Genomic DNA, 20,317 nt, shown 5'->3' on the forward strand with positions numbered 1-20,317 from the left:
TGCAAATTTACAAAAATGCTTGGGTAATAGGAATGAATATCAACCTACAAGCTCTGATCGAGCTTATGCTGTGCAGCAAAATCAAGCACATATTCCATTTGCTCTTTCAGGTCAAATTGTAAATCCTCATGGAGATTGTCGAATATCTTTACGGCATTTTTTATCCTCGCACTGACATAACTCTGTAATTTGAAAGCAGGGGATAATGCCGATGGACCAAATAGGGAGGGATACCGGTCAAAGGCCTCCTGTAAAATCAAAAGCCTACATTCAACCACTGAAAACTTATCCTTCGTAATTTTTTCATGTTCATTGATCATCCCACTCGCCTGGCGTAAGGTGCTGTTTAACCCTTTGTAATTGGAATACATGGGCAAGTTTTTTACCTTATTGCTATTGATCTCAAATAGGGATTCTAAGGCATTCTTCAGATCAAAAATACGATCCTCCAGATCTGCTTCATCCTCCAAAAGCTCATAGTGCAATTGTTTCAAAAGCATCTTATCCTTATTGATTAACCTGACCAATAACTTGTCTTTTTCCTTTGCTGGTAGATTTAAAACCGCTTCCTTGAGTTCCTGATCCTTGTGTAATGACATAAATAAAGATAATTAATATTACAATTAATACCATTTTAATCTATATCAATGGTATTAATTCTCCCGTTTTTAAGGGTAAAATTAATTCAATAAGTAAATAACACCATTGATGACTGTTTTTATACCATTATCCATGGTAGTTATTGGTTACCTTTGTATTGTATGGGCAAGATACCTGTTTTAGAGCAATGTACAGTATCCTACAAGGAGGATAAAAACTTTTTGGCAGACCGTCTGGAGGTGTACCTAGGCAAAAATAATAACCTAGTTTTTCCACATCGACACAATTTCTACCAGATGTTGTTATTCCTATCGGGAGAGGGCATGCATGAAATTGATTTCAAGCAGTACCCCATTGAAAGGGGTCAGGTGTACTTTATGGGGCCAGGTCAGGTGCATTCATGGATGTTCGAAGGGAAAATGACTGGTTATATCGTCAATTTCGATATCGACTATTTCAAATCCCTGTTGATCCAGCCTGATTATGTAGAAAATCTAGATTTGTTTTCTTCCTTGAACGAGGGGGTATTCACACTAGAAGAATATCAGGTCCGCGAAATCTCTGGTCTGTTCGATCAATTGATAGAACTGAGCAGTCTACCTGTAGCAAAAGATCTTAAGCGTTCTTTACTGCTTTATATCCTGCTGAGGTTTGATCAAGCATATATCCCTAATTTCCCAGCAAAGAGCATCGACTATCATTTGGTGCTGATCAAGAATTTTATTTCTTTGGTCGACCAGAATTTTAAAGAGCTCCATTTACCGAAGGAATATGCAGAGTTATTGTTTGTAACTCCAAATCACCTCAATTCGGTATGTAAGGAATACTTGGGGACGCAGGCAGGGGAAGTGATCCGGAACAGGATCATGCTAGAAGCCAAACGCTTGCTGATCTTGCCAGACTGGACCATCTCACAGGTGGCCTATGAGTTGAGTTTTAACGATAATTCATATTTCACAAAATTTTTTAAAAAAGTAGAGGGTAAGACCCCCGAAGAATTCAGAAAATCACAATGGACGTAAATATCAATATGGAAACAAAATATACCATACCTTCCGAATTAAATAGTGCAATAGATGGAAAGTGCCCAAGATGTAGAACAGGTAATATGTTCGCAGCACCTCTTTTGAGTTTTAAATCCAAGCGAATGTTGGAAAGATGCCCAGCATGTGATTTGAAATTTGAAAAAGAACCTGGCTATTTCTATGTTGCCATGTATGTCAGTTACGCACTCAGTGTTGCCGAATTGGTAACAGCATGTGTATTGACCTATTTCCTGTCGGGTAATTTGGAAAGCCCTTGGCTATATGTCATCGTTGCCCTAGCTGTAACATTGATCATGGCACCATTCAACAACCGATACTCCAGAATCATCCTTTTATACTTGATGACTCCTTCCTTCAAATTCAACCCTAAAATCTTCCAAAGGGTGAAAGATGAGGGGAAATAGCATAATTCCATAAAAAAGCGGGCTCTTGTATTTCAAAAGCCCGCTTTTTTATGGGGTAGATGTGAGATTTGAGATATGAGTATTGAGATAGAAAGGCCGTTAGCATATTTAATAGTCATGAGATAAGAGATTTAATATCTCACATCTCATATCTCAAATCCCCTTTTACTTAATCGGATTCTCTTTCAAATATTTTTCCCATTCCCAAGCAGAGGACATCATCTCGTCGATCCCTAACTCGGCTTTCCAACCTAGTTCTTTTGTGGATTTAGTAACATCGCCCCAAACTTTTACGATATCACCTTCACGGCGAGGGCCAACCTCGAAGCTAAGTGGCTGTCCGGATGCTTTTTCGAATGCTTTGATGGCTTCTAATACCGAATAACCATTACCTGTTCCGATGTTGAAAACGTCGTAGTTGCCATTAGGGTTACCTTTTTCCAATAATTTGATGGCTGCAACGTGAGCTTTCGCTAAATCTACCACATGGATATAGTCGCGAACCGCTGACCCATCCGGTGTTTCATAATCATTACCAAATACGGTCAATTTCTCTCTCTTGCCAATTGCTGTTTGTGTGATAAAAGGCAATAAGTTCTGAGGGACACCGATTGGCAATTCACCGATTAGGGCAGAACTATGCGCTCCAACTGGATTGAAGTAACGAAGAGCAACAAATTGATAGTTTGGAGCAGCTTTCGCAGTTTCCTCTAAGATTTCTTCTGCGATCTGTTTCGTATTCCCGTACGGCGAAGTCGCTTTCTTTACAGGAGCACTTTCCGTCACTGGAAGAGTATCTGGTTCTCCATAAACTGTACAGCTCGATGAGAATACGAAATTGATCGGTTTCTCACGGTAAGCTTCTAGTAAATTGATTAAGGAGAAGAAGTTGTTATGATAGTATTTTAATGGGTTCTGAACAGATTCACCAACTGCTTTTGATGCTGCAAAATGAATAATACCCGTGATATCAGGATTTGCCTTTACAAATTCGTTTACTTTTTCCGTATCACAAAGGTCAAATTGATGGAATTCTGGTTTAACACCAATGATTTTTTCAATTTGCTCTAAGATCTTGATATTGGAATTTGAAAGATTGTCAACTAAAACAGGCGTATATCCAGCATTGTGCAATTCGACTACGGTGTGTGATCCAATGAATCCGGTTCCTCCGGTGACAAGTATTTTACTCATTTTATTTACAATTATATAGTTGCGTGTTCTTAAAATAATGTTCTATAGTATTCGATTGTTTTTTCAAGTCCTTCTTTTCTTCCGATTTTTGGCTCCCACTGAAGGATCTCTCTAGCCTTGCTAATATCGGGCCGTCTTTTCTTCGGGTCGTCAATAGGAAGTGGTTCAAAGATGATCTTGGACTTACTGTTCGTTAGGGCTATGATCTCATTTGCCATGTCGATCAAGGTCATTTCATCTGGATTACCGATGTTGATCGGTAAATGGTAATCGCTGAAAAGTAATTTACAGATACCTTCAACCTGATCCGAAACATAAATAAAGGATCTCGTCTGTTTGCCATCTCCAAAAACCGTTACATCCTTGTTCTGTAAAGCTTGGGAGATAAAAGTCGGCAAAGCGCGTCCATCTTCTAGCCTCATCCTGGGACCAAAGGTGTTAAAGATCCTGGCGATTCGAGTTTCCAATCCATGGAAATTATGGTAGGCCATGGTCATGGCCTCTTGGAAACGCTTGGCCTCATCATAAACCCCTCTTGGACCTACTGGATTTACATTTCCCCAATATTCTTCATTCTGCGGAGATACCAAGGGATCACCGTAGACTTCAGAGGTCGAGGCGACCAAGATCCGCGCTAGTTTGCTCTTTGCCAACCCCAATAGGTTATGGGTTCCCAATGAACCTACTTTTAGGGTCTGTATGGGAATCTTCAGATAATCAATGGGACTCGCTGGCGAGGCAAAATGTAAGATATAATGTAATTCTCCAGGTACATGGACAAACTTGGAAACATCATGATGGTAGAACTCAAAATTGGACAGATGGAAAAGATGTTCAATATTGCGAAGATCTCCAGTCACGAGGTTGTCCATTCCGATGACATGAAAGCCCTGATCAATAAAATGGTCGCAAAGATGGGATCCTAAGAATCCAGCTGCTCCTGTTATTAATATTCGTTTGCGCTTGTTTTCTTGCACAATAGTGAATTTGAAAAGGTTTAAATATCTTTGACGAAGATAAGTAATATTTTAACATGATGCGTTTTCTTTACGACCTGGGGATTTTAATTTATGGCTTGCTTCTTCGCATTTTTGCCTTGTTCAATACAAAGGCGAAGTTGCTGTCTGATGGTCGTAGAGGATTGATGCAGCATATAGAACAATCGGTTGAAAAAGGGCAGGAATACATTTGGTTTCACTTTGCTTCCTTGGGAGAATTTGAACAGGGTCGATCCGTCATGGAACAAATTAAATTGCGCTATCCTAAGGAAAAAATAATTGTAACATTTTTTTCCCCATCCGGTTATGAGATCCGCAAAAATACGCCATTGGCAGATCATGTATTTTATCTTCCCGCAGATACGGCTAGGAATGCTCGTCGCTTTCTAGATATAATTAATCCGAAGTTGGCCATTTTCACTAAGTATGAGTATTGGTACCATTACTTCAGGGAACTTGATAAAAGGAATATCAGGTTGTTGATGATATCGGCCATATTCAGGGAAAATCAAGTTTTCTTTAAGCAATATGGAGGGTTCTTCAGGGCCATTCTCAAAAAGGTTTCCTATTTTTTTACCCAGAATACCGAGAGTGTGAATATGCTAAAATGGATTGGTATCACGAAAGCAGGATTGGCAGGCGATACTCGATTTGATAGGGTAGTGGAGTTGCCAAAAGAACATAAGGATATTCCTGAAGCTCATATTTTCGCAGGGAATGAAGATATATTGGTAGCCGGAAGTACCTGGCCAGCTGATGAAGCACTCTTAAAAACTTTGCTGGAAAACAATAAGGATTTGAAGGCGATTATTGCGCCACATGAAATCCATCAGGATCATATTGATGCCATGATGAAGTTATTTCCGCATGCCCTGCTGTTCTCAAAATTCTATACCTATACGGATCAACAGATTGCCTCATCCCGACAGCTGATCATTGATAATATCGGTATGTTATCCTCTTTGTACCATTACGGTCGAATTGCATACATTGGTGGCGGCTTTGGTGCCGGAATCCATAATACGCTAGAAGCTGCAACCTATGGTATGCCCGTAATCTTTGGACCAAAGTATGAGAAGTTTCAGGAAGCAGTCGACCTCATGGAAATAGGGGCAGGATTCTCTATTTCAAATGAACAGGAATTGCTGGAAGTCTATAGTGCATTGTGCATCACTGAAAAGCTGGTGCAAGCCAGCATTGCTGCCAAAAACTATGTTCAACAACGGTCTGGTGCTACCCAAATCATTATGAAATACCTGGAAACTGAAAAGTTATTGGGTTAATCGGATCTGTCCTATTGGTAATCTTTTGGATATTTCCCTTTTATATGGGTACCGAAACCAAACATAATCGGCTTAAAATCACCTACAGGATCCACATTTGAATCTGCCTTGATTTCATTTTCCAAACCAACTGCCCAATAAGAAGCATTTACGATCAATCGTCTTAGGTTTTTATCCAATAGATCAATGGAAGATCCCATTGTGGTAGTGAATACCTTACCTTTCTTACCGCCAGGGATTTGGTAATCCTTTGTCCAAGCGACAGGCATGATTGATTTTTTTCTGTTGACAGGGCTATCTGCGGTCATTCCCAAGGTAGGCTGACCGAATACAAGGATTTCCGACTGTTTTAAGTTGTTTTTGATGCCATACACATCGGAAGGCACCCAAATATCCTCAACTCCTAACAGGATTGGGTTTTTGGCATTCACTTGAAGTCCATTTACCAAACCCAATGATCCTTCTGTACCATGGTCTCCATGGTGATTGATCCATGTTTCACCTAAAACAAATCCGCCAAAACCGCCTTTCCATTCACCTTCTTGGTTGCTATAACCATAGTGTTTATAGGCACTTTTTGATTCTTTGCCGAAATTGAAGGCATGGGTTGCAGTACGTAAGCCAATAACTGGTTTTCCTGCTTTAAGAAAATTGTCCACATGTTTCATCTGCTCATCCGGCAGTTCTCTAAATCGACTTGCAATGATCATCAAATCTGCATTTTGCAGATTCTCTAATCCTGGGATATTCTTTTGGTATTCAGGATCTATCTGTTTCGTCTCTGGGTTAATGGCAAAGAGCACGAAAGTTTCAAACCCATGCTTTTGAGTTAGGATTTTCGCCAGCATGGGTAAGCTTTCCTCAGAACGGTATTCTTCATCGCCAGAAATCAGCACCACTTTCTTGCCCTTGGCTTGCGCCTTTTCAGGTGTAAAGTGTAACCAATTATTTTGCTGGGCAACACAGTTGCTAAGACCCAAACTGATCAATAGAAAGGCTATCAATACCAGTTTATTGGTCCAAAATGAAAGAATAGAGGTGGTTCTGAGTTGATGTTTCATTATTTCTTTTGAGTATTGTTGAATTAAATGGTCTCTACTTGCGCATCAGATGTTCCTTCTTCAGTTTCCTGATGACCTTTATAGGTTCTCTTTTGCCAGAAATGGAAGAATAGGAACAGGACAATTAATATAGCTGGGAAAATTGCCAATTTAGCTAAAGTCACCTGACCTACGACCAAATCTAGGTTTTCTATCACTTCGCCGGATTGTTGTACGGCAGCTTTAGAATCATCAATCCAACGTCCAATGATTGGTTGGAAGATGGAAGTTGAGAACATCCCTACACCACCGATTACCGACATACCGATCGCACCGCTCAATGGTACACGCTGCGCTGTTGTTGCAATCATGGTAGGCCAGAAGTAACATACTCCGATGGCAAATAAAATGGCTGCTACGTATACCATTCCTCCTGTCGCAACAGAGAATAGGTAAACTCCAATGGTGGCAAAGATGGCTCCACCAAGCAATACGCCCGTTTGGCCCAAAGCTTTGACTACTGGACCGGCAAAGAACCTTCCTACAGCCATTAAACCCGTTACCAAGGCCAAAACTAACATTGGACTGGCACCGCTATTTGCCATAATAATTCCTACCCATTGCTGTGGTCCGAATTCAGAGATAGCCGTTAATGCCATACAGCAGAATAAGAATATAAAGGTCAGCGAGAACATGGCTTTCACATTATTGGAAAGTGAAGTTGCGCTTTCTTCTTTTGGTCTTGGAAAAACTTTTCCGTAAAAAATAATAGCGTATAAAATAGTTGGGATCATGATAATCCACATTTGAGTTTGCCAAGTTGCACCCATTTTTGTCATGGCCAAGGAAATCAAACTACCCAATACAATTCCTCCTGGGAACCACATATGGAACCTGTTCAACATCTTGTCCATTTTCTTGCCTGAATATAGATCCGCAATCAATGGATTACAGGCGGCTTCTGTACAGCCGTTACCTAAACCAATAAATAATGTGGAGATCAATAAAGTGGAATACCCAGTTGCAAAGATGGTCAACAAAATCCCAAGGGTATGGGAAACAAACGCAAAGCGCATGATGTTGCTAGGTCCAATTTTGTAATAGAATATACCTCCAAGGATCATCGAGATCGGAAAGCCGAGAAACCACATGGAATTGATAAATCCCAGTTGTTCTGCAGATAAATTGAAGCTTTCGCCTAACTGAGGTAATATCCCAGCACGAATTGAAAAGGTAAGACCTGTAGTGATTAGGGCTAAACAGCTTCCTAAAAACAAGGCACTAGGGTTAACTTGTTTACTCATAATGTGGTTTATTTGTGGTTAAATTATTTTGTGTTGATTATAAATCAATCAACAAGATAACTTATTTTTTTTCAAAATTCGCTAGATTATTTTTGATAAAATGATAACCATGCTCAGCAATCTCCCATGGATCGGAGTATTCCCGCCAAACATTAATGGCATTCGCAAAATCTGGATCTGCCCTGGAAAAAGCCTCAATGGTGTACCAACCTGAATAATTAACTTCGTTCAACGTTTGAAAGACTTCATCCCAATGCACTAATCCCCGACCTGGTGTACCTCTGTCATTTTCGCTGATATGGACATGGGCTAAAACCGGAGCTATTTTCTGGATAGAATTTCGAACGCTCTTCTCCTCAATATTGGCATGATGGGTATCATACATGCCTTTTACATGGGGATGGTCGGTCAGGTTGATCAGATAAGCCAAATGATCAATACAGCTTGCCAAATAGTTTTCAAAGCGATTCACCGCTTCGGGAGTTAGGGTTATGCCAGCCTGCTGGGCATGGTCACCCGCTGCTCGCAAGGTTTCAGCAGCCCATTGGTATTCCTGGTCTGTAGGAGCCGCCCTTGAAAAATAACCATGGGCAGAGTGAAAGGGTCCGCATAAAATCGTCGAACCCATATCGTGTGCCCGATCAATTACCCACTTTATTCTATCTAATCCTCGACTTCTACTTGCCCTGTCCGTCGAGATGGGACTTTCATTTTCACCAAGTGTGGTAACCGCATTGACTTCCAAACCTAGGTCATGTGCATGTCTTGCCAATGCCTTATATTCTTCTTCATCCGGAGAACCTATAAAGACCTCAACACCATCATAACCTATTTTCTTCAAACGGTCTAAGATGGGAAATGCCTTTTCGGTAACTCCTGCTGTCCATGGTAAAATGTTGAATCCTATTTTGTTCATTCTCTATATTTCTTTTTTATAAGTTTTTTTACTTCTCTAATGGATGCTCTTTTAACAGCTCATCCGGTGTATAGAATCCCTTCTTGTCCTTAATGGACTCCCGGATTTCCTTCACTTTCGCAGCAGAGATTGGGTTAGCCTCATTTGTAAATGAATTTCTAACATAGGTCAGCACATCTGCAATTTCCTGATCGTTCAGCATCATGCCAAATGGAGTCATCGGTACCTGACCAGGATATTTTTTGCCGTTCACTTCAATTGGTCCTAAAAGACCATTTAAGGTCAATTTGATCAAGCGGTCTTCACTTCCTGTAACCCATTTACTTGCATTTAAAGGAGGGAAGCCAGAGGCATCCAATCCTTTGCCGTTCGGTTGATGACAGGTAACACAGAATCCTTCTTTTGCATAGATCACTGCACCTCGTCTGTATTGTTCCAATGCCGGACCGGTCAGCTTAGTTGCTGTTTTACTGGTTTCATTTTTCTCCTTAACCGATTTGTTGTTTAGATGAGCAACAGAAGTTAAGTATGCCGGTTTATTCCACTTATCTAGACTTGTGGTATCGATCGCATTCATCAGGTCTATTCCCTCATTAGGTGACAACCAAGAAGCCGCTGCAATCAACTCTAATTTTACACGTCCGTTTTCATCTTTTGTTGCCTTGGCCATTAGATCTTTATAATTTTTGATCTTATCGGTGTTATATCGGATGGCATGGATGGCAGCTGCTCTCGCATGATAATCATTTGATTCCAATAGCTTTTGGACCAGGTCTGCATTGATCTTATTGGCTCCCCAAGTAACCCACATGGCTTCCAATAGATTGTGCAGGTACTTTGGATCTTTAGTATCCAACTTTTCAGCCCAAGCGATAGCTTTCTTAGCCACTTCATCATTATCACGCATCCTCAGTTCCGTACGTGTTCTGTAACGGGTCCTGATTTCCGGAAGTTTTAGGTTCTCAAGCAATTCATCAATGGATGCTCCATCAATCTTAGCAGGTTTTACCAATGGTCTGGATGGATAGGTAATCCTATAGATGCGACCATGAACATGGTCACGAAGGGGATCCCTTGCGTTGTGCTGCATATGTCCGATCAGCATATTATGCCAATCTACAATGTATAGAGAGCCATCCGGTGCTATTTCTGCATCTACAGGGCGGAAGTTCTTGTCATCTGACCAAAACAGGTCCTGCCTGTGTCTTGATTTGTAACCGGTACCATCATCCTCAAAAGGTATGCTGCTTGCCGCCTAAAAAGCCGATCGTATTGTTCAATAGGTAATCTCCTTGAACAGAGTCAGGGAAATGACTGGATGAAATAAATTCCAGACCTGAGGTAGGACGGACACGATGGTTTTCATCAACCAGAGAAAAAGATTTATCATTAGCTTCTCCATATCTTGGCTTCATACTTCCAGGCAACATCCATCTCACATCTGGACCGGAAGTTTCCAGATAGATCGTCTGGCCCCATTCGTCTGTAGCAATTCCCCAAGGATTTGGAATGGATACCTGCGCCACGCGTTCCAGTTTTTTGGTCTGCGGCGCATATCTGTAAAAACCGCCATTTACCCCACGTACTGGACCATATGAGGTTTCTACATTGGTATGTAGGAACACGCCTTCAGCCATTAAGATGGCTCCAGATGGATCCATGCTGTAGGCACTGTGGGCATGGTGCGTATCGTGATCATCAAAGCCACTTAAAATAACTTCTTTATGATCAGCTTTTCCATCATTGTCAGTGTCTTTCAATAAGACTAGATTCTTTCCTTGGGATAGGTAGACGCCTTCTGGAGCAAATTCAAATCCGATCGGTAGGTGTAAGTTGTCTGCAAAGACGGATTGTTTATCCGCTTTGCCATCACCATCGGTATCTTCAAGGATAATGATTTTGTCGTTAGGTTTTCCATCACCTGCTTTGTAATGGGGATAGCTCGGCATGGTTGCCACCCAAAGCCTTCCTTTGGAATCAAAGGAAATCTGAACAGGATTGGCCAAGTCAGGGAATTCCTTTTCCGATGCAAATAGATCGATCTTATAGCCAGGAGCGGTGTGGAATTTTGCCAATGCATCTTCTCCGTACAGATATCTAGAATTTGGATCCTGTCCAAAATCATAATTTGTTTTCACCTCCGGTAATTTCAGCGTATTCTTATCCATCGCCGCTAAATCATAGAATTCACCTTTAGCTGCTTTCCAGATGGCAGTATCGCGGATATAACCCATCTCGCGAAGTTTCTTGATCTCAAAAGGATAGTTTTCTGGACCAAAAGGATTAAAACGACGACCATAAGCATGTACGCCATTTGGAATCTTGAAGTCTTGGGTCCAGATCCAATCTTTCTCCAATACCGCTTTCTTGATCTCCGCTTTGTGGCTTGACGCTTTTCCTTCACCTTTGCCAAAAATGCTGCTCACCAAGTAATCAGCAAATTTCTCATAGGCTTTTTCTGAAAGCTGCGAGCCATCGATGGTTAAATAATCTGAGCTTTGCTCATACCATTTTTGGCTAATGTCAAAAACATCCAGGAATGGAACGTTTTTGTCCTTAGCCACCTGTTGCATTGCTGCAGCATAGAGCTGGATGTTCTTGTTGAATTCCTTGCCGTCAGGAAGGTCGAATTTATCGGTCAGGTCTTCGAATGCAATGGGAGAGATCAGGACCAAAGTGGTGCCCTTGCCACCATTGTAATCTTGACTTTTTGTATGGTCAATAAAGGCTGCAATTTCGCCTTTGAAATCTTCAATGCCCTCAGGTCCGCGGAAGGATTCATTATAGCCAAAGAATCCCAAGATCACATCAGGTTTCAGTTCGATCAGCCATTCATCTTCTGTAGGGAAGTGTCCTTCGCTGCCTGTATTGATGTCAAATTCTGGATTGAACTTTTCTGCGCCAGGGAATGCCCAAGGCGAGTTCCGAGACGGATGTGGTCTAAAGCCTGGCGTATTGCCCGGACTACAGATATTACGGATGAATAAATTATAATCAGGAAATCGTGTTTGCAGTTCAGTGTCAAAATCACCATATTCCATCATCCGCGAGCCCAGATTGTTCCCAACAAGTACGATACGGGAATCTTTTTGGATTTTTACTGGCTCCATCGTTGGCTTATGCGTACAACCGAATAGAACTAGAACCAAAGAGATTAAAATAAAATGCCTTAGACGGTTCATATTAATTTTTGTAGTGGTTTAGTTTAGATTTATAAGAACCGATTGCAAAGAATGTACGATTCTGGTTAACTCAAAGATAACTTTATAATTGATTGAGGGTATCCTGTACTGTCCTGTTATATGAAATTTTTACAAAGAAGGGGCGGGAAATGGTCTTGTGCTAAGGCTTTTTTGATCATGCTGATAGGCTTTGTTGCATTGGCGAACTGTTCCAGTTGAGGGTTTAGGGCGTTTTGCAATATCAATAAGTTAGGGATTTTTGTGTGTCATACTGAGGTTCATCCGAAGTATCTCGGAACAATGCAAACACCTAAAATTAAAAACATCATTAATAGCATTGGCGAACAGGTCTTCTATCGAAGATGGAGGATGACAGCAGGTTATGGGACATTGTCATACAGATTCTTCACGAATTGTTCAGAATCCAAATTTCCATAGAGGGATTCAGAACAAAGTGAAGAATCTATTTTTGTTTTTTTAGGATTGCTGTCATCCGGAATCGTAAGATGATGGAACCATTTTTTATTATTTTATGCCAATAAAGGGGATTTTCGGAAAAACATTCCAGCCCCGCTGGGGGTATCCAAAAAAGAATGGACAGTTCCGGGACCCTTCGGGAAACCCTCAGGGTGACACAGAAAGGATAAAGAAAAGATGTCACCCCTGCTGGGGGGTCCACGGAAATTATTTTGACCATGTTTTTTAGGTTTCATATTGACCTTATTCGAGACACATTCGGAATTTTCGCAATGTGTCTCGAATATGTCTCGAATGAGAGTCGGAGAGATGTCCAAGAATTTTGATGCATACATTACCAAATCGAAGAGCAAATCCTGACCATTTAGTATGATTTTATTGACCTTATCCGCTAATTTTGTTCTGATTCTGGTGGATAATAGAATAATATCATACCCCGAAATCAGCCTTAATAAAAAGTAAACCTTAATAAACCATCATGGAAATCGCAGAAATTCTTTTTGATAGTGCTTATCTCGTTGCGGTATTGACGATGGGGTTTATCCTTTTGATCCGGTCAAATGGCAGAGAACAGGTCAGGTTATTCGGAATTATGGCCCTGATACTAGGGCTTGGGGACTCCTTTCACTTGGTTCCCAGGATATATGCGCTGAGTACCGACGGACTGCAAAACCATCAAGCTGCATTAGGCTTTGGAACTTTTGTGGCCTCCATTTCCATGACTGTTTTTTATGTTATCCTATACCATATTGCAAAAATTCGATACTCCTTAAAAGATGGTTTCTTGACATTGTTGGTGTATGGTTTGGCAAGCATACGGATCTTGCTTTGCCTGTGTCCTGATAATAAATGGACCTCTGAAGCCCCATCGTTTTCATGGGAAATATATAGAAATATTCCTTTCTTGATGTTAGGGATAGTAATCATTATCCTATTTTGGAGGGAGGCAAGGAAGAATAAGGACAGGGTTTTGCGTTGGATGTGGTTGGCTATTGTGCTAAGCTTTGCCTTTTATATTCCGGTTGTCATTTGGTCAAGGACCTTTCCGAGTATTGGGGTATTGATGATCCCGAAGACGATTGCTTATGTTTGGATGGTTGTTATGGGAATGAACCTGTTAAAATCGGAAACGAGTTTTGAACAATAAGAAAGAAAGGGGCGATTGGATCCAATTGCCCCTTTCGTGGATTAATAATAAGTATATCTCCTTACACCAGCGATATGTCTTGCCAATCGCATGACTTGGTGAGAATAACCATATTCATTATCATACCATACATAGATAATAGCTGTTTTTCCATCTTCCGAAACGATGTTAGCAGGAGCGTCGATAACTGAAGCTGCTGAAGTTCCGATGATATCTGAAGAAACGAGTTCTGAATTGTTGGTATAGCTTATCTGTTCAACCAGGTCGCCATCTAATGCTGCCTTTTTCAGGAGGTCATTCAATTCGGTCAAGGTTGTTTTGTTTTTTAATTCTAAGTTGAGGATTGCCAATGATCCATTTGGTACCGGAACGCGGATGGCATTGGAAGTTAGTTTTCCAGCCAAGGAAGGCAATACTTTTGCCACTGCTGAGCCAGCACCGGTTTCTGTGATCACCATGTTCAAGGCAGCTGCACGGCCCCTTCTAGATTTCTTGTGCATATTATCGACCAAGTTTTGGTCATTGGTATAGGAGTGGATGGTCTCAATATGACCCTTGCTGATTCCCAATTCCCTTTCTAAAACGGCCAATACCGGTGAGATAGCATTGGTCGTACAAGATGCTGCTGAGAACAGTTGGTCTTTCTTAGGGTCTGCATCCAATTCATTTACCCCGTAAACAATATTAGGTACACCCTTACCAGGTGCAGTCAAAAGCACCATGGATGCGCCTTTTGAAGTCAGATGTCTTGAAAGTTCTTTATCATCCCTGAAAGCTCCTGTATTATCAATAACCAATGCATCCTGTATACCATATTTTCCATAGTCAATATCTTCATGGTTTTTTGCTGAGATAATATATACAGGAATTCCGTTGATGATCAAGGCTCCATTTTCAGCATCAACAGCTACTTCGCCATCAAAGTTTCCATGAATGGAATCTTGTCTTAATAGGGAGGCCCTTTTCTCAAGCGTTTTTTCATTTACCTCATCTCTGGTTACAATGGCTCTCAATCTCAATTGTCTGCCAGCTCCAGCTTTGCTGATCAGTTCACGGGCAAGCAATCTTCCAATCCTTCCGAAACCATAAAGTACGACATCCTTTGGTTGGAAAGGTAAATGTTGATTGGCAGGTTCCAATTCCTTGCGGACAAACTCTTTGATGTCAGCCTCTTGGATTCCCTGTTTACGGATGTTGAGTGCCAATTTTCCGATATCTAACCTAGAAGGATTAAGATCTAGGGCATAGATAGCTTCGGCAACCTTTAGGGTTTCCATAATATTCAATTCTACACCGGCATACTCTTTTGTTTCTTGGTGTAAATTCAGAATAAAGCTGACCCTACGGTCGATCAATTGGTTTCTGAAGAGCACGAGTTCAATGGATTGGTTGAACCATAGGTCGCTTATGATTTGGATAAGCTTAACGCATGCATTTTGGTTTGATTTGTAACTTTTGATCTGGTCCTCAAAAGTAGAATTGTGTATCATAATTATTGATTGAAAGAAATTTGACGCAAACTTAGAGCTTTTGTATTGCTTAAAAAATAAAAATTGAAAATATGGCAATTTTAAGCTACTTAAGCTTCGTGCTTTTTGTAATTTTTTAAAAATGACAACGTCTTATTGTTAATATGACAACTTTGTTCCCGTAGCTGCTAAACGCTTTTTGCTTATTTTATTTATTATTATGCTTTTGGGAAGAAATAATTATTAATCTAGGTTTATTACACATTTTAATGAATTGTAAAGAATTCCTTACAGAAGTTGCTTAAAACGTTTTAGTTACTATCTTTAAGCTAATCGATAAGAGATAATAAACCTTTAATCCAGAATTTTATTTTCATCAAGAGTACCAAGAATTCAATGAATTGATCTTTTGGACTTCCGATACATTTTATAAAAGATTTTAGACGGCACCTATGATTAATAAAGCAAATGTCCTTGGGGTTTTTATGTTGTTGCTGGCACACTTGCTGCCAGCACAACATATCAAAAATGATTTGAGAGCCCCCGCTTTTCCATTGATTACCCTAGACCCAAATACGAGCGCATGGTCTTATACCAATAATCTATATGATTCCAATCCATCCCATTGGTCAGATAAGAACCTGCCTTTTATGGGGGTATTAAAGGTGGATGGGAAATTTTATCGTTTTATGGGGGCAGAGGATGTAGAGATGCTGACGGTCATTCCAAATGGTGAAGATAAGGCTTGGGAAGGGAAGTACTCAACGACAGAGCCTGCAAAAAATTGGTTTGCCATGGATTTTGATGCCGCTAAATGGCAGACTGGAAAAGGTGCTTTTGGAACAACTGAAAATGAATCGCTGAGCAAGACCAATTGGACCACAGACAAGATCTGGGTTCGAAGGGATATTGAACTTGGGGAAGACCTGAACAACAAAAACGTGTTTCTGGAATATTCGCATGACGATGATGTTAAGATTTATGTGAATGGAATAGAAGTGGTCAATCATGGTGGAACTGGAAAGAATAAACGTGTCAAATTATCGGAGGAGGTAATCAAGACCTTGAAGAAAGGTAAGAATAGCATTGCTGCCTATTGTTTCAATGGTGGTGCAAATGGATTTTTGGATTTTGGATTGTTGGTTGAGCGTAGTGATAAGGCTTTCTTTGCTAATACGGCAAAGCAGATTTCTGTAGATGTACAGCCTATGCAGACGGTATATACCTTCCAATGTGGCGATGTGGAACTGAATGTGACTTTTACGGCTCCGGTATTTTTGGATAATCTGGAATTATTGTCTAGGCCGATCAACTATTTGAGCTATGAAATCAAATCTCCACAAGCCAAAGACGTTGAGCTGTATTTTGAAGCCTCTCCAAATTGGGCACTTAACCTTCCGACACAAGAGTCTGTTTCAAGTACCTTTCAAAAAAATGGAATTACTTACCTAAAGACAGGTTCTACGGCACAAAAGATTTTGGGTAGGACCGGAGACCATGTGAAAAACGATTGGGGATACTTCTATTTGGCCAGTGAAAGTGCCGGAACTACGGCAAAGGTAGGTTCTAGTACGGCCTTGCGTTCTGCATTTGCATTAGGTAATGCCAACGATGCAGACCAAAAGGGCGGAGTAAAGCAATTGGCTCTGACCAAGAAATTAAAAGTTAACGGTACGTCGAAAGGCAAAATAGCCATTGGTTATGACGATGTATATGCCATTCAATACTTCAAAACCAACCTTAGACCTTATTGGAACCGCAAAGAAAACAGCAGCATTGAGAAACAGTTTGAAATCGCCTTTAAGGAGTATGGCCAATTGATGGCTGCGAGCAAGAAGTTTGATGATAAATTCATGCAGGAATATCAGCCTTATGGAAAAGAATATGCAGAGCTATGTGCTTTGGCCTATAGGCAATCCATTGCTGCCCATAAACTGGTTGAAGCTCCAAATGGCGACCTCCTTTGGTTGTCTAAAGAAAACGACAGTAATGGTTCAATCGGAACGGTGGACATTACCTATCCTTCATCGCCCCTGTTCTTGATCTATAATCCTGAACTGGCAAAGGGCTTGGCGAACTTTATCTTTTACTATTCAGAGTCTGGAAAATGGCAGAAGCCATTCCCTTCGCATGATATCGGTACTTATCCTGTTGGAAACGGACAGACCTATGGTGGGGATATGCCGATCGAAGAGGGTGGAAATATGTTGATCCTGACTTATGCCATTGCAAGGGCAGAGGGAAATGCTGACTATGCGAATAAGCATTGGAACACATTGACCACTTGGGCAGATTATTTGGTCGAGAAAGGTCTGGACCCGGAGAACCAGCTCTGTACAGATGATTTCGCTGGACATTTTGCCCATAATGCGAACCTCTCTGTCAAGGCTATCATGGGAATTGCATCCTATGGTTATTTAGCGAAGATGTTGGGCCTAGATGAAGTTGGTACTAAATATATTGCGAAAGCTAAGCAAATGGCGAAAGAGTGGGAAGAGATGGCAAAGGATGGCGATCATTACAAGCTTACTTTTGATAAATCTGGAACCTGGAGCCAGAAGTACAACATGGTTTGGGACAAGATCTTTGATATGGGGATTTTTGATCCGAAGATCAGGGAGACGGAGATCAAATACTACTTGACCAAGCAGAATAAATACGGGCTTCCTTTGGACAGCCGTGAGGCCTATACCAAGACGGATTGGATTTTTTGGACAGCTACCATGGCGGATAAACATGAGGACTTCCTGAAGTTCCTAAAGCCTGTTTATCTGTTTATGAACGAGTCAACTACACGGGTGCCGATGTCGGACTGGATTTGGACGGATCGTCCTGAACGTAGAGGATTTAAGGCAAGAGCGGTTGTAGGCGGGTATTATATCAAACGTTTTGAGGATTTGATTAAAAAAGGAAATTAAGATCAGGTTATATATTAGGTTAATTAGAGAGGGGGGATGCGAAGGCATCCTCCTTTGTTGTTAATCGACGATAAATAATTCGGCTGCAATCTGATCTGCCAGTAATTTTCCGGATGGGCTTAAACTGATGATGCCTTCTTCTGAGATCATTACTTCTTGGTTGTGAACATATTCCTCTATGTTTTTAAGGATGCTGCTCAGGTAATCGTTGCCAAATTCCTTTTCCACGTAGTTTTTGTCGATTCCCCATTTGGTCCTTAATGAGGTCATGACATATTCATTGAAGCGATCGTTCTTGCTCAGTTGCTCCGTTTCCAGCGGTAGTTCTTTAGCTAGGATTCCTTTGATGTACAGGGCATTGTTGGCAATGTTCCAAGATCTGGAAGTTCCGTTGAAGGAATGTGCTGAAGGACCAATGCCTAGGTAGGGTTTCCCTTTCCAGTAATTGCTGTTGTGACGGGCGTAACGATCTGGTTTGGCAAAATTGGAGATTTCGTAATGTTCGTATCCTGAGGAAGTCAGCGTATCGATGAGCATGAGCATCTGTTCGGCACTCTGTTCTTCGTTGAGTGCTGGAGTTTTCCCTTTGTTGATAAGATGTGCCAATGCGGTTTTCTTTTCCACCGTCATGGAATAGGAGGAGATATGTGGGACTTCCAGTTCAATCAGTGATTGCATATTAGATTTCCATTTGCTATTGGTCAATAAGGGGTAACCATAGATCAGGTCGCAGGTAATGTTTTCAAAACCGGCATCCTGCACGCGCATGATCGATGATTTGGCTTCTTCGGAATTATGGGCACGGTTCATCCATTTGAGGTCTTCCTCAAAAAAGGACTGTATGCCAATGCTGAAGCGGTTGATCTCGGTGTTGCGGAGTTCCTGTACTTTCTTTTTATCCAGGTCGTCAGGGTTTGCTTCCAGGGTGATCTCTGCATCGGAACTGATTTCAAAATATTTGGCGACTTGGCCGATTAGGGCGTCGATTTCCTTTGCTTGGAGGATGGAAGGTGTTCCGCCACCAAAATATAGGGATTCTACTTTTTTGTTCTCGAGGTAGGCGGCACGGAGTTCAATTTCCTGATGCATTGCTTGGAGCAGGTCTTCCTTGTACTTTAGGGAAGTGCTAAAGTGGAAGTCGCAGTAGTGACAAGCTTGTTTGCAAAATGGAATGTGGAAGTAGAACATGGAGTGCTTTTGGGGAGTAAAGGTAAGGAAATGAACTCAAGTATCTAGATGGATATTTGAGAATGATCGATTAAAGTTCTTGGGATTAAATAAAAATTTTTGATGGTTAGACTGATTCTTTACAATTGAATTTTGGGAATATTCTAAAAGAAGAAGAGCAAAATATTAAAAAAGGTAATAAGTTTTTTTTTAATCAAAAAATCACATACAAATTATCAATTGGGAATTGTAATTGCAGCATTGAAGGAGAATTTTGTAAAGAGTTAAAACAAACACTAAATGAATAAAAGGAAGTTCCTCGGAATATTAAGCAACTATAATAACATATTAATGTCATGATACCTAATTCAAAAATTGAGGTTGATTGTGGTGAATTGAAGCAATATGTTGAAATTATTTTTAAACACCTGCTGAAATATCTAATCAGTTAAAGAAGGCTTTAGAGAAATTTTTCATAATTGTTATTAATTGCTGTTTTTAGGCTTACCATTAATATCCTCAAGTATTTCAATTTATTTTGCATACTTGGCAATACCTTTCAGTTAATTATTTATCTAAAAAATTTAAAATTATTGGGATATCTGCATCAGCTAAATCATACTGCAAGATTTCATTTTTGTTGCACCACTTATAAGCAAGATGATCATTAAGAATAATTCTTCCAGATTTAATATAACAAACAAATGGATGAAGCGTAATTTCTGCGAAAGAGTATTTATGGAAATGTGAAGGAAGTTTTTCAACTATATCTAATTCTATACATAACTCTTCTCTTATTTCTCTTAATAGGCAATCTTCCAGTGTTTCATTTATCTCTTGCTTGCCCCCTGGGAATTCCCATTTAAGAGGAAGAGATTTTTCAGAGTTTCTTTGGCAGATAAGAATTCTAGATTCTTTTATTATTATTCCACATGCAACATTCATACTCAAATATATAATATATATAAAACAATCTTTATATTTGTGATGTTAACCATTATTATAAATTGTATATATCATTTGAATCAGAAGATATTCGAAATATATGTGAAAATGAGGATGAAGCACTTTCTCTTTTTGAATACAATGTTGTTGAATCTTTAAAGTCTAGATTAAGTGAAATAGTTGCTTTAGATAATCTAGACGACTATGTTTTTTCTAATCGAAAGAGT

General features: G+C 40.4%; 16 protein-coding genes. 5 read left to right on the forward strand and 11 right to left on the reverse strand.

Annotation, left to right across the window (positions count from 1 at the left end; translation table 11 throughout):
• Positions 1-44 precede the first annotated feature (44 nt).
• Positions 45-599: a hypothetical protein gene (locus tag NLF99_RS13170; RefSeq protein ID WP_254528863.1), complete on the reverse strand. Its 555-nt coding sequence runs from the start codon at positions 597-599 to the stop codon at positions 45-47.
• 162 nt (positions 600-761) lie between these two features.
• On the opposite strand from NLF99_RS13170, the gene NLF99_RS13175 reads away from it, so the two are divergent.
• A complete protein-coding gene (locus NLF99_RS13175; RefSeq protein WP_254528865.1) occupies positions 762-1,622 on the forward strand; it encodes an AraC family transcriptional regulator in 861 nt (286 codons plus the stop codon).
• Between the two features lie 125 nt (positions 1,623-1,747).
• Positions 1,748-2,050, forward strand: a complete 303-nt coding sequence (locus tag NLF99_RS13180) for a DUF983 domain-containing protein (RefSeq protein ID WP_308214535.1) — start codon at positions 1,748-1,750, stop codon at positions 2,048-2,050.
• A gap of 165 nt (positions 2,051-2,215) precedes the next feature.
• On the opposite strand, the gene galE is transcribed toward NLF99_RS13180, so the two are convergent.
• The gene (gene galE, locus NLF99_RS13185; RefSeq protein ID WP_254528869.1) at positions 2,216-3,244 is read right to left on the reverse strand and encodes a UDP-glucose 4-epimerase GalE; all 1,029 of its coding nucleotides are present in this window, start codon (positions 3,242-3,244) and stop codon (positions 2,216-2,218) included.
• A 29-nt stretch (positions 3,245-3,273) separates the two neighbouring features.
• A complete protein-coding gene (locus tag NLF99_RS13190) occupies positions 3,274-4,221 on the reverse strand; it encodes a UDP-glucuronic acid decarboxylase family protein (protein ID WP_254528871.1) in 948 nt (315 codons plus the stop codon).
• Positions 4,222-4,277: 56 nt separating this feature from the next.
• Here NLF99_RS13190 and NLF99_RS13195 point away from each other — a divergent pair, with 56 nt between their 5' ends.
• Positions 4,278-5,525: a glycosyltransferase N-terminal domain-containing protein gene (locus NLF99_RS13195; RefSeq protein WP_308214536.1), complete on the forward strand. Its 1,248-nt coding sequence runs from the start codon at positions 4,278-4,280 to the stop codon at positions 5,523-5,525.
• 11 nt (positions 5,526-5,536) lie between these two features.
• Here the strand turns inward: NLF99_RS13195 and NLF99_RS13200 are convergent, their stop codons facing one another.
• The 5 genes from NLF99_RS13200 to NLF99_RS13220 form a co-directional block, all read right to left on the reverse strand.
• Positions 5,537-6,586, reverse strand: coding sequence for a ThuA domain-containing protein (locus tag NLF99_RS13200; RefSeq protein WP_254528873.1), 1,050 nt, complete (start codon positions 6,584-6,586; stop codon positions 5,537-5,539).
• A 23-nt stretch (positions 6,587-6,609) separates the two neighbouring features.
• Entirely contained in the window at positions 6,610-7,869 is a 1,260-nt protein-coding gene (locus tag NLF99_RS13205; protein ID WP_254528875.1) for a sugar MFS transporter, read from the reverse strand.
• A gap of 61 nt (positions 7,870-7,930) precedes the next feature.
• The gene (locus NLF99_RS13210) at positions 7,931-8,785 is read right to left on the reverse strand and encodes a sugar phosphate isomerase/epimerase (RefSeq protein ID WP_254528877.1); all 855 of its coding nucleotides are present in this window, start codon (positions 8,783-8,785) and stop codon (positions 7,931-7,933) included.
• A 28-nt stretch (positions 8,786-8,813) separates the two neighbouring features.
• On the reverse strand, positions 8,814-9,875 hold the full coding sequence (locus NLF99_RS13215; RefSeq protein ID WP_254528879.1) for a cytochrome c: 1,062 nt from the start codon (positions 9,873-9,875) through the stop codon (positions 8,814-8,816).
• A 142-nt stretch (positions 9,876-10,017) separates the two neighbouring features.
• On the reverse strand, positions 10,018-11,895 hold the full coding sequence (locus NLF99_RS13220; RefSeq protein ID WP_254528881.1) for a PVC-type heme-binding CxxCH protein: 1,878 nt from the start codon (positions 11,893-11,895) through the stop codon (positions 10,018-10,020).
• 1,027 nt (positions 11,896-12,922) lie between these two features.
• On the opposite strand from NLF99_RS13220, the gene NLF99_RS13225 reads away from it, so the two are divergent.
• On the forward strand, positions 12,923-13,591 hold the full coding sequence (locus NLF99_RS13225; RefSeq protein ID WP_254528883.1) for a hypothetical protein: 669 nt from the start codon (positions 12,923-12,925) through the stop codon (positions 13,589-13,591).
• A gap of 41 nt (positions 13,592-13,632) precedes the next feature.
• Here NLF99_RS13225 and NLF99_RS13230 read toward each other — a convergent pair whose 3' ends face one another.
• On the reverse strand, positions 13,633-15,081 hold the full coding sequence (locus NLF99_RS13230; protein WP_254528885.1) for a glyceraldehyde-3-phosphate dehydrogenase: 1,449 nt from the start codon (positions 15,079-15,081) through the stop codon (positions 13,633-13,635).
• A gap of 431 nt (positions 15,082-15,512) precedes the next feature.
• Here NLF99_RS13230 and NLF99_RS13235 point away from each other — a divergent pair, with 431 nt between their 5' ends.
• Positions 15,513-17,978: a glutaminase family protein gene (locus tag NLF99_RS13235; RefSeq protein WP_254528887.1), complete on the forward strand. Its 2,466-nt coding sequence runs from the start codon at positions 15,513-15,515 to the stop codon at positions 17,976-17,978.
• A gap of 60 nt (positions 17,979-18,038) precedes the next feature.
• Here the strand turns inward: NLF99_RS13235 and hemW are convergent, their stop codons facing one another.
• Positions 18,039-19,166 carry a radical SAM family heme chaperone HemW gene (gene hemW / locus NLF99_RS13240; protein WP_254528889.1) on the reverse strand — a complete coding sequence of 376 codons (1,128 nt, stop codon included), beginning with the start codon at positions 19,164-19,166 and terminating at the stop codon, positions 18,039-18,041.
• A gap of 546 nt (positions 19,167-19,712) precedes the next feature.
• Positions 19,713-20,090 (reverse strand): (deoxy)nucleoside triphosphate pyrophosphohydrolase, encoded by a 378-nt coding sequence (locus NLF99_RS13245; RefSeq protein ID WP_254528891.1) that lies wholly within the window; start codon positions 20,088-20,090, stop codon positions 19,713-19,715.
• Positions 20,091-20,317 lie beyond the last annotated feature (227 nt).

The organism is Sphingobacterium sp. LZ11T8 (assembly GCF_024261425.1).
Lineage (GTDB): Bacteria > Bacteroidota > Bacteroidia > Sphingobacteriales > Sphingobacteriaceae > Sphingobacterium.

Excerpts from the sequence above, each read along its gene's own strand:
- NLF99_RS13170 (WP_254528863.1), bottom strand. The coding sequence starts at position 599 with ATGTCATTACACAAGGATCAGGAACTCAAGGAAGCGGTTTTAAATCTA.
- NLF99_RS13175 (WP_254528865.1), top strand. The coding sequence starts at position 762 with ATGGGCAAGATACCTGTTTTAGAGCAATGTACAGTATCCTACAAGGAG.
- NLF99_RS13180 (WP_308214535.1), top strand. The coding sequence starts at position 1,748 with ATGTTGGAAAGATGCCCAGCATGTGATTTGAAATTTGAAAAAGAACCT.
- galE (WP_254528869.1), bottom strand. The coding sequence starts at position 3,244 with ATGAGTAAAATACTTGTCACCGGAGGAACCGGATTCATTGGATCACAC.
- NLF99_RS13195 (WP_308214536.1), top strand. The coding sequence starts at position 4,278 with ATGATGCGTTTTCTTTACGACCTGGGGATTTTAATTTATGGCTTGCTT.
- NLF99_RS13200 (WP_254528873.1), bottom strand. The coding sequence starts at position 6,586 with ATGAAACATCAACTCAGAACCACCTCTATTCTTTCATTTTGGACCAAT.
- NLF99_RS13205 (WP_254528875.1), bottom strand. The coding sequence starts at position 7,869 with ATGAGTAAACAAGTTAACCCTAGTGCCTTGTTTTTAGGAAGCTGTTTA.
- NLF99_RS13210 (WP_254528877.1), bottom strand. The coding sequence starts at position 8,785 with ATGAACAAAATAGGATTCAACATTTTACCATGGACAGCAGGAGTTACC.
- NLF99_RS13215 (WP_254528879.1), bottom strand. The coding sequence starts at position 9,875 with ATGCAGCACAACGCAAGGGATCCCCTTCGTGACCATGTTCATGGTCGC.
- NLF99_RS13220 (WP_254528881.1), bottom strand. The coding sequence starts at position 11,895 with ATGGAGCCAGTAAAAATCCAAAAAGATTCCCGTATCGTACTTGTTGGG.
- NLF99_RS13225 (WP_254528883.1), top strand. The coding sequence starts at position 12,923 with ATGGAAATCGCAGAAATTCTTTTTGATAGTGCTTATCTCGTTGCGGTA.
- NLF99_RS13230 (WP_254528885.1), bottom strand. The coding sequence starts at position 15,081 with ATGATACACAATTCTACTTTTGAGGACCAGATCAAAAGTTACAAATCA.
- NLF99_RS13235 (WP_254528887.1), top strand. The coding sequence starts at position 15,513 with ATGATTAATAAAGCAAATGTCCTTGGGGTTTTTATGTTGTTGCTGGCA.
- hemW (WP_254528889.1), bottom strand. The coding sequence starts at position 19,166 with ATGTTCTACTTCCACATTCCATTTTGCAAACAAGCTTGTCACTACTGC.
- NLF99_RS13245 (WP_254528891.1), bottom strand. The coding sequence starts at position 20,090 with ATGAATGTTGCATGTGGAATAATAATAAAAGAATCTAGAATTCTTATC.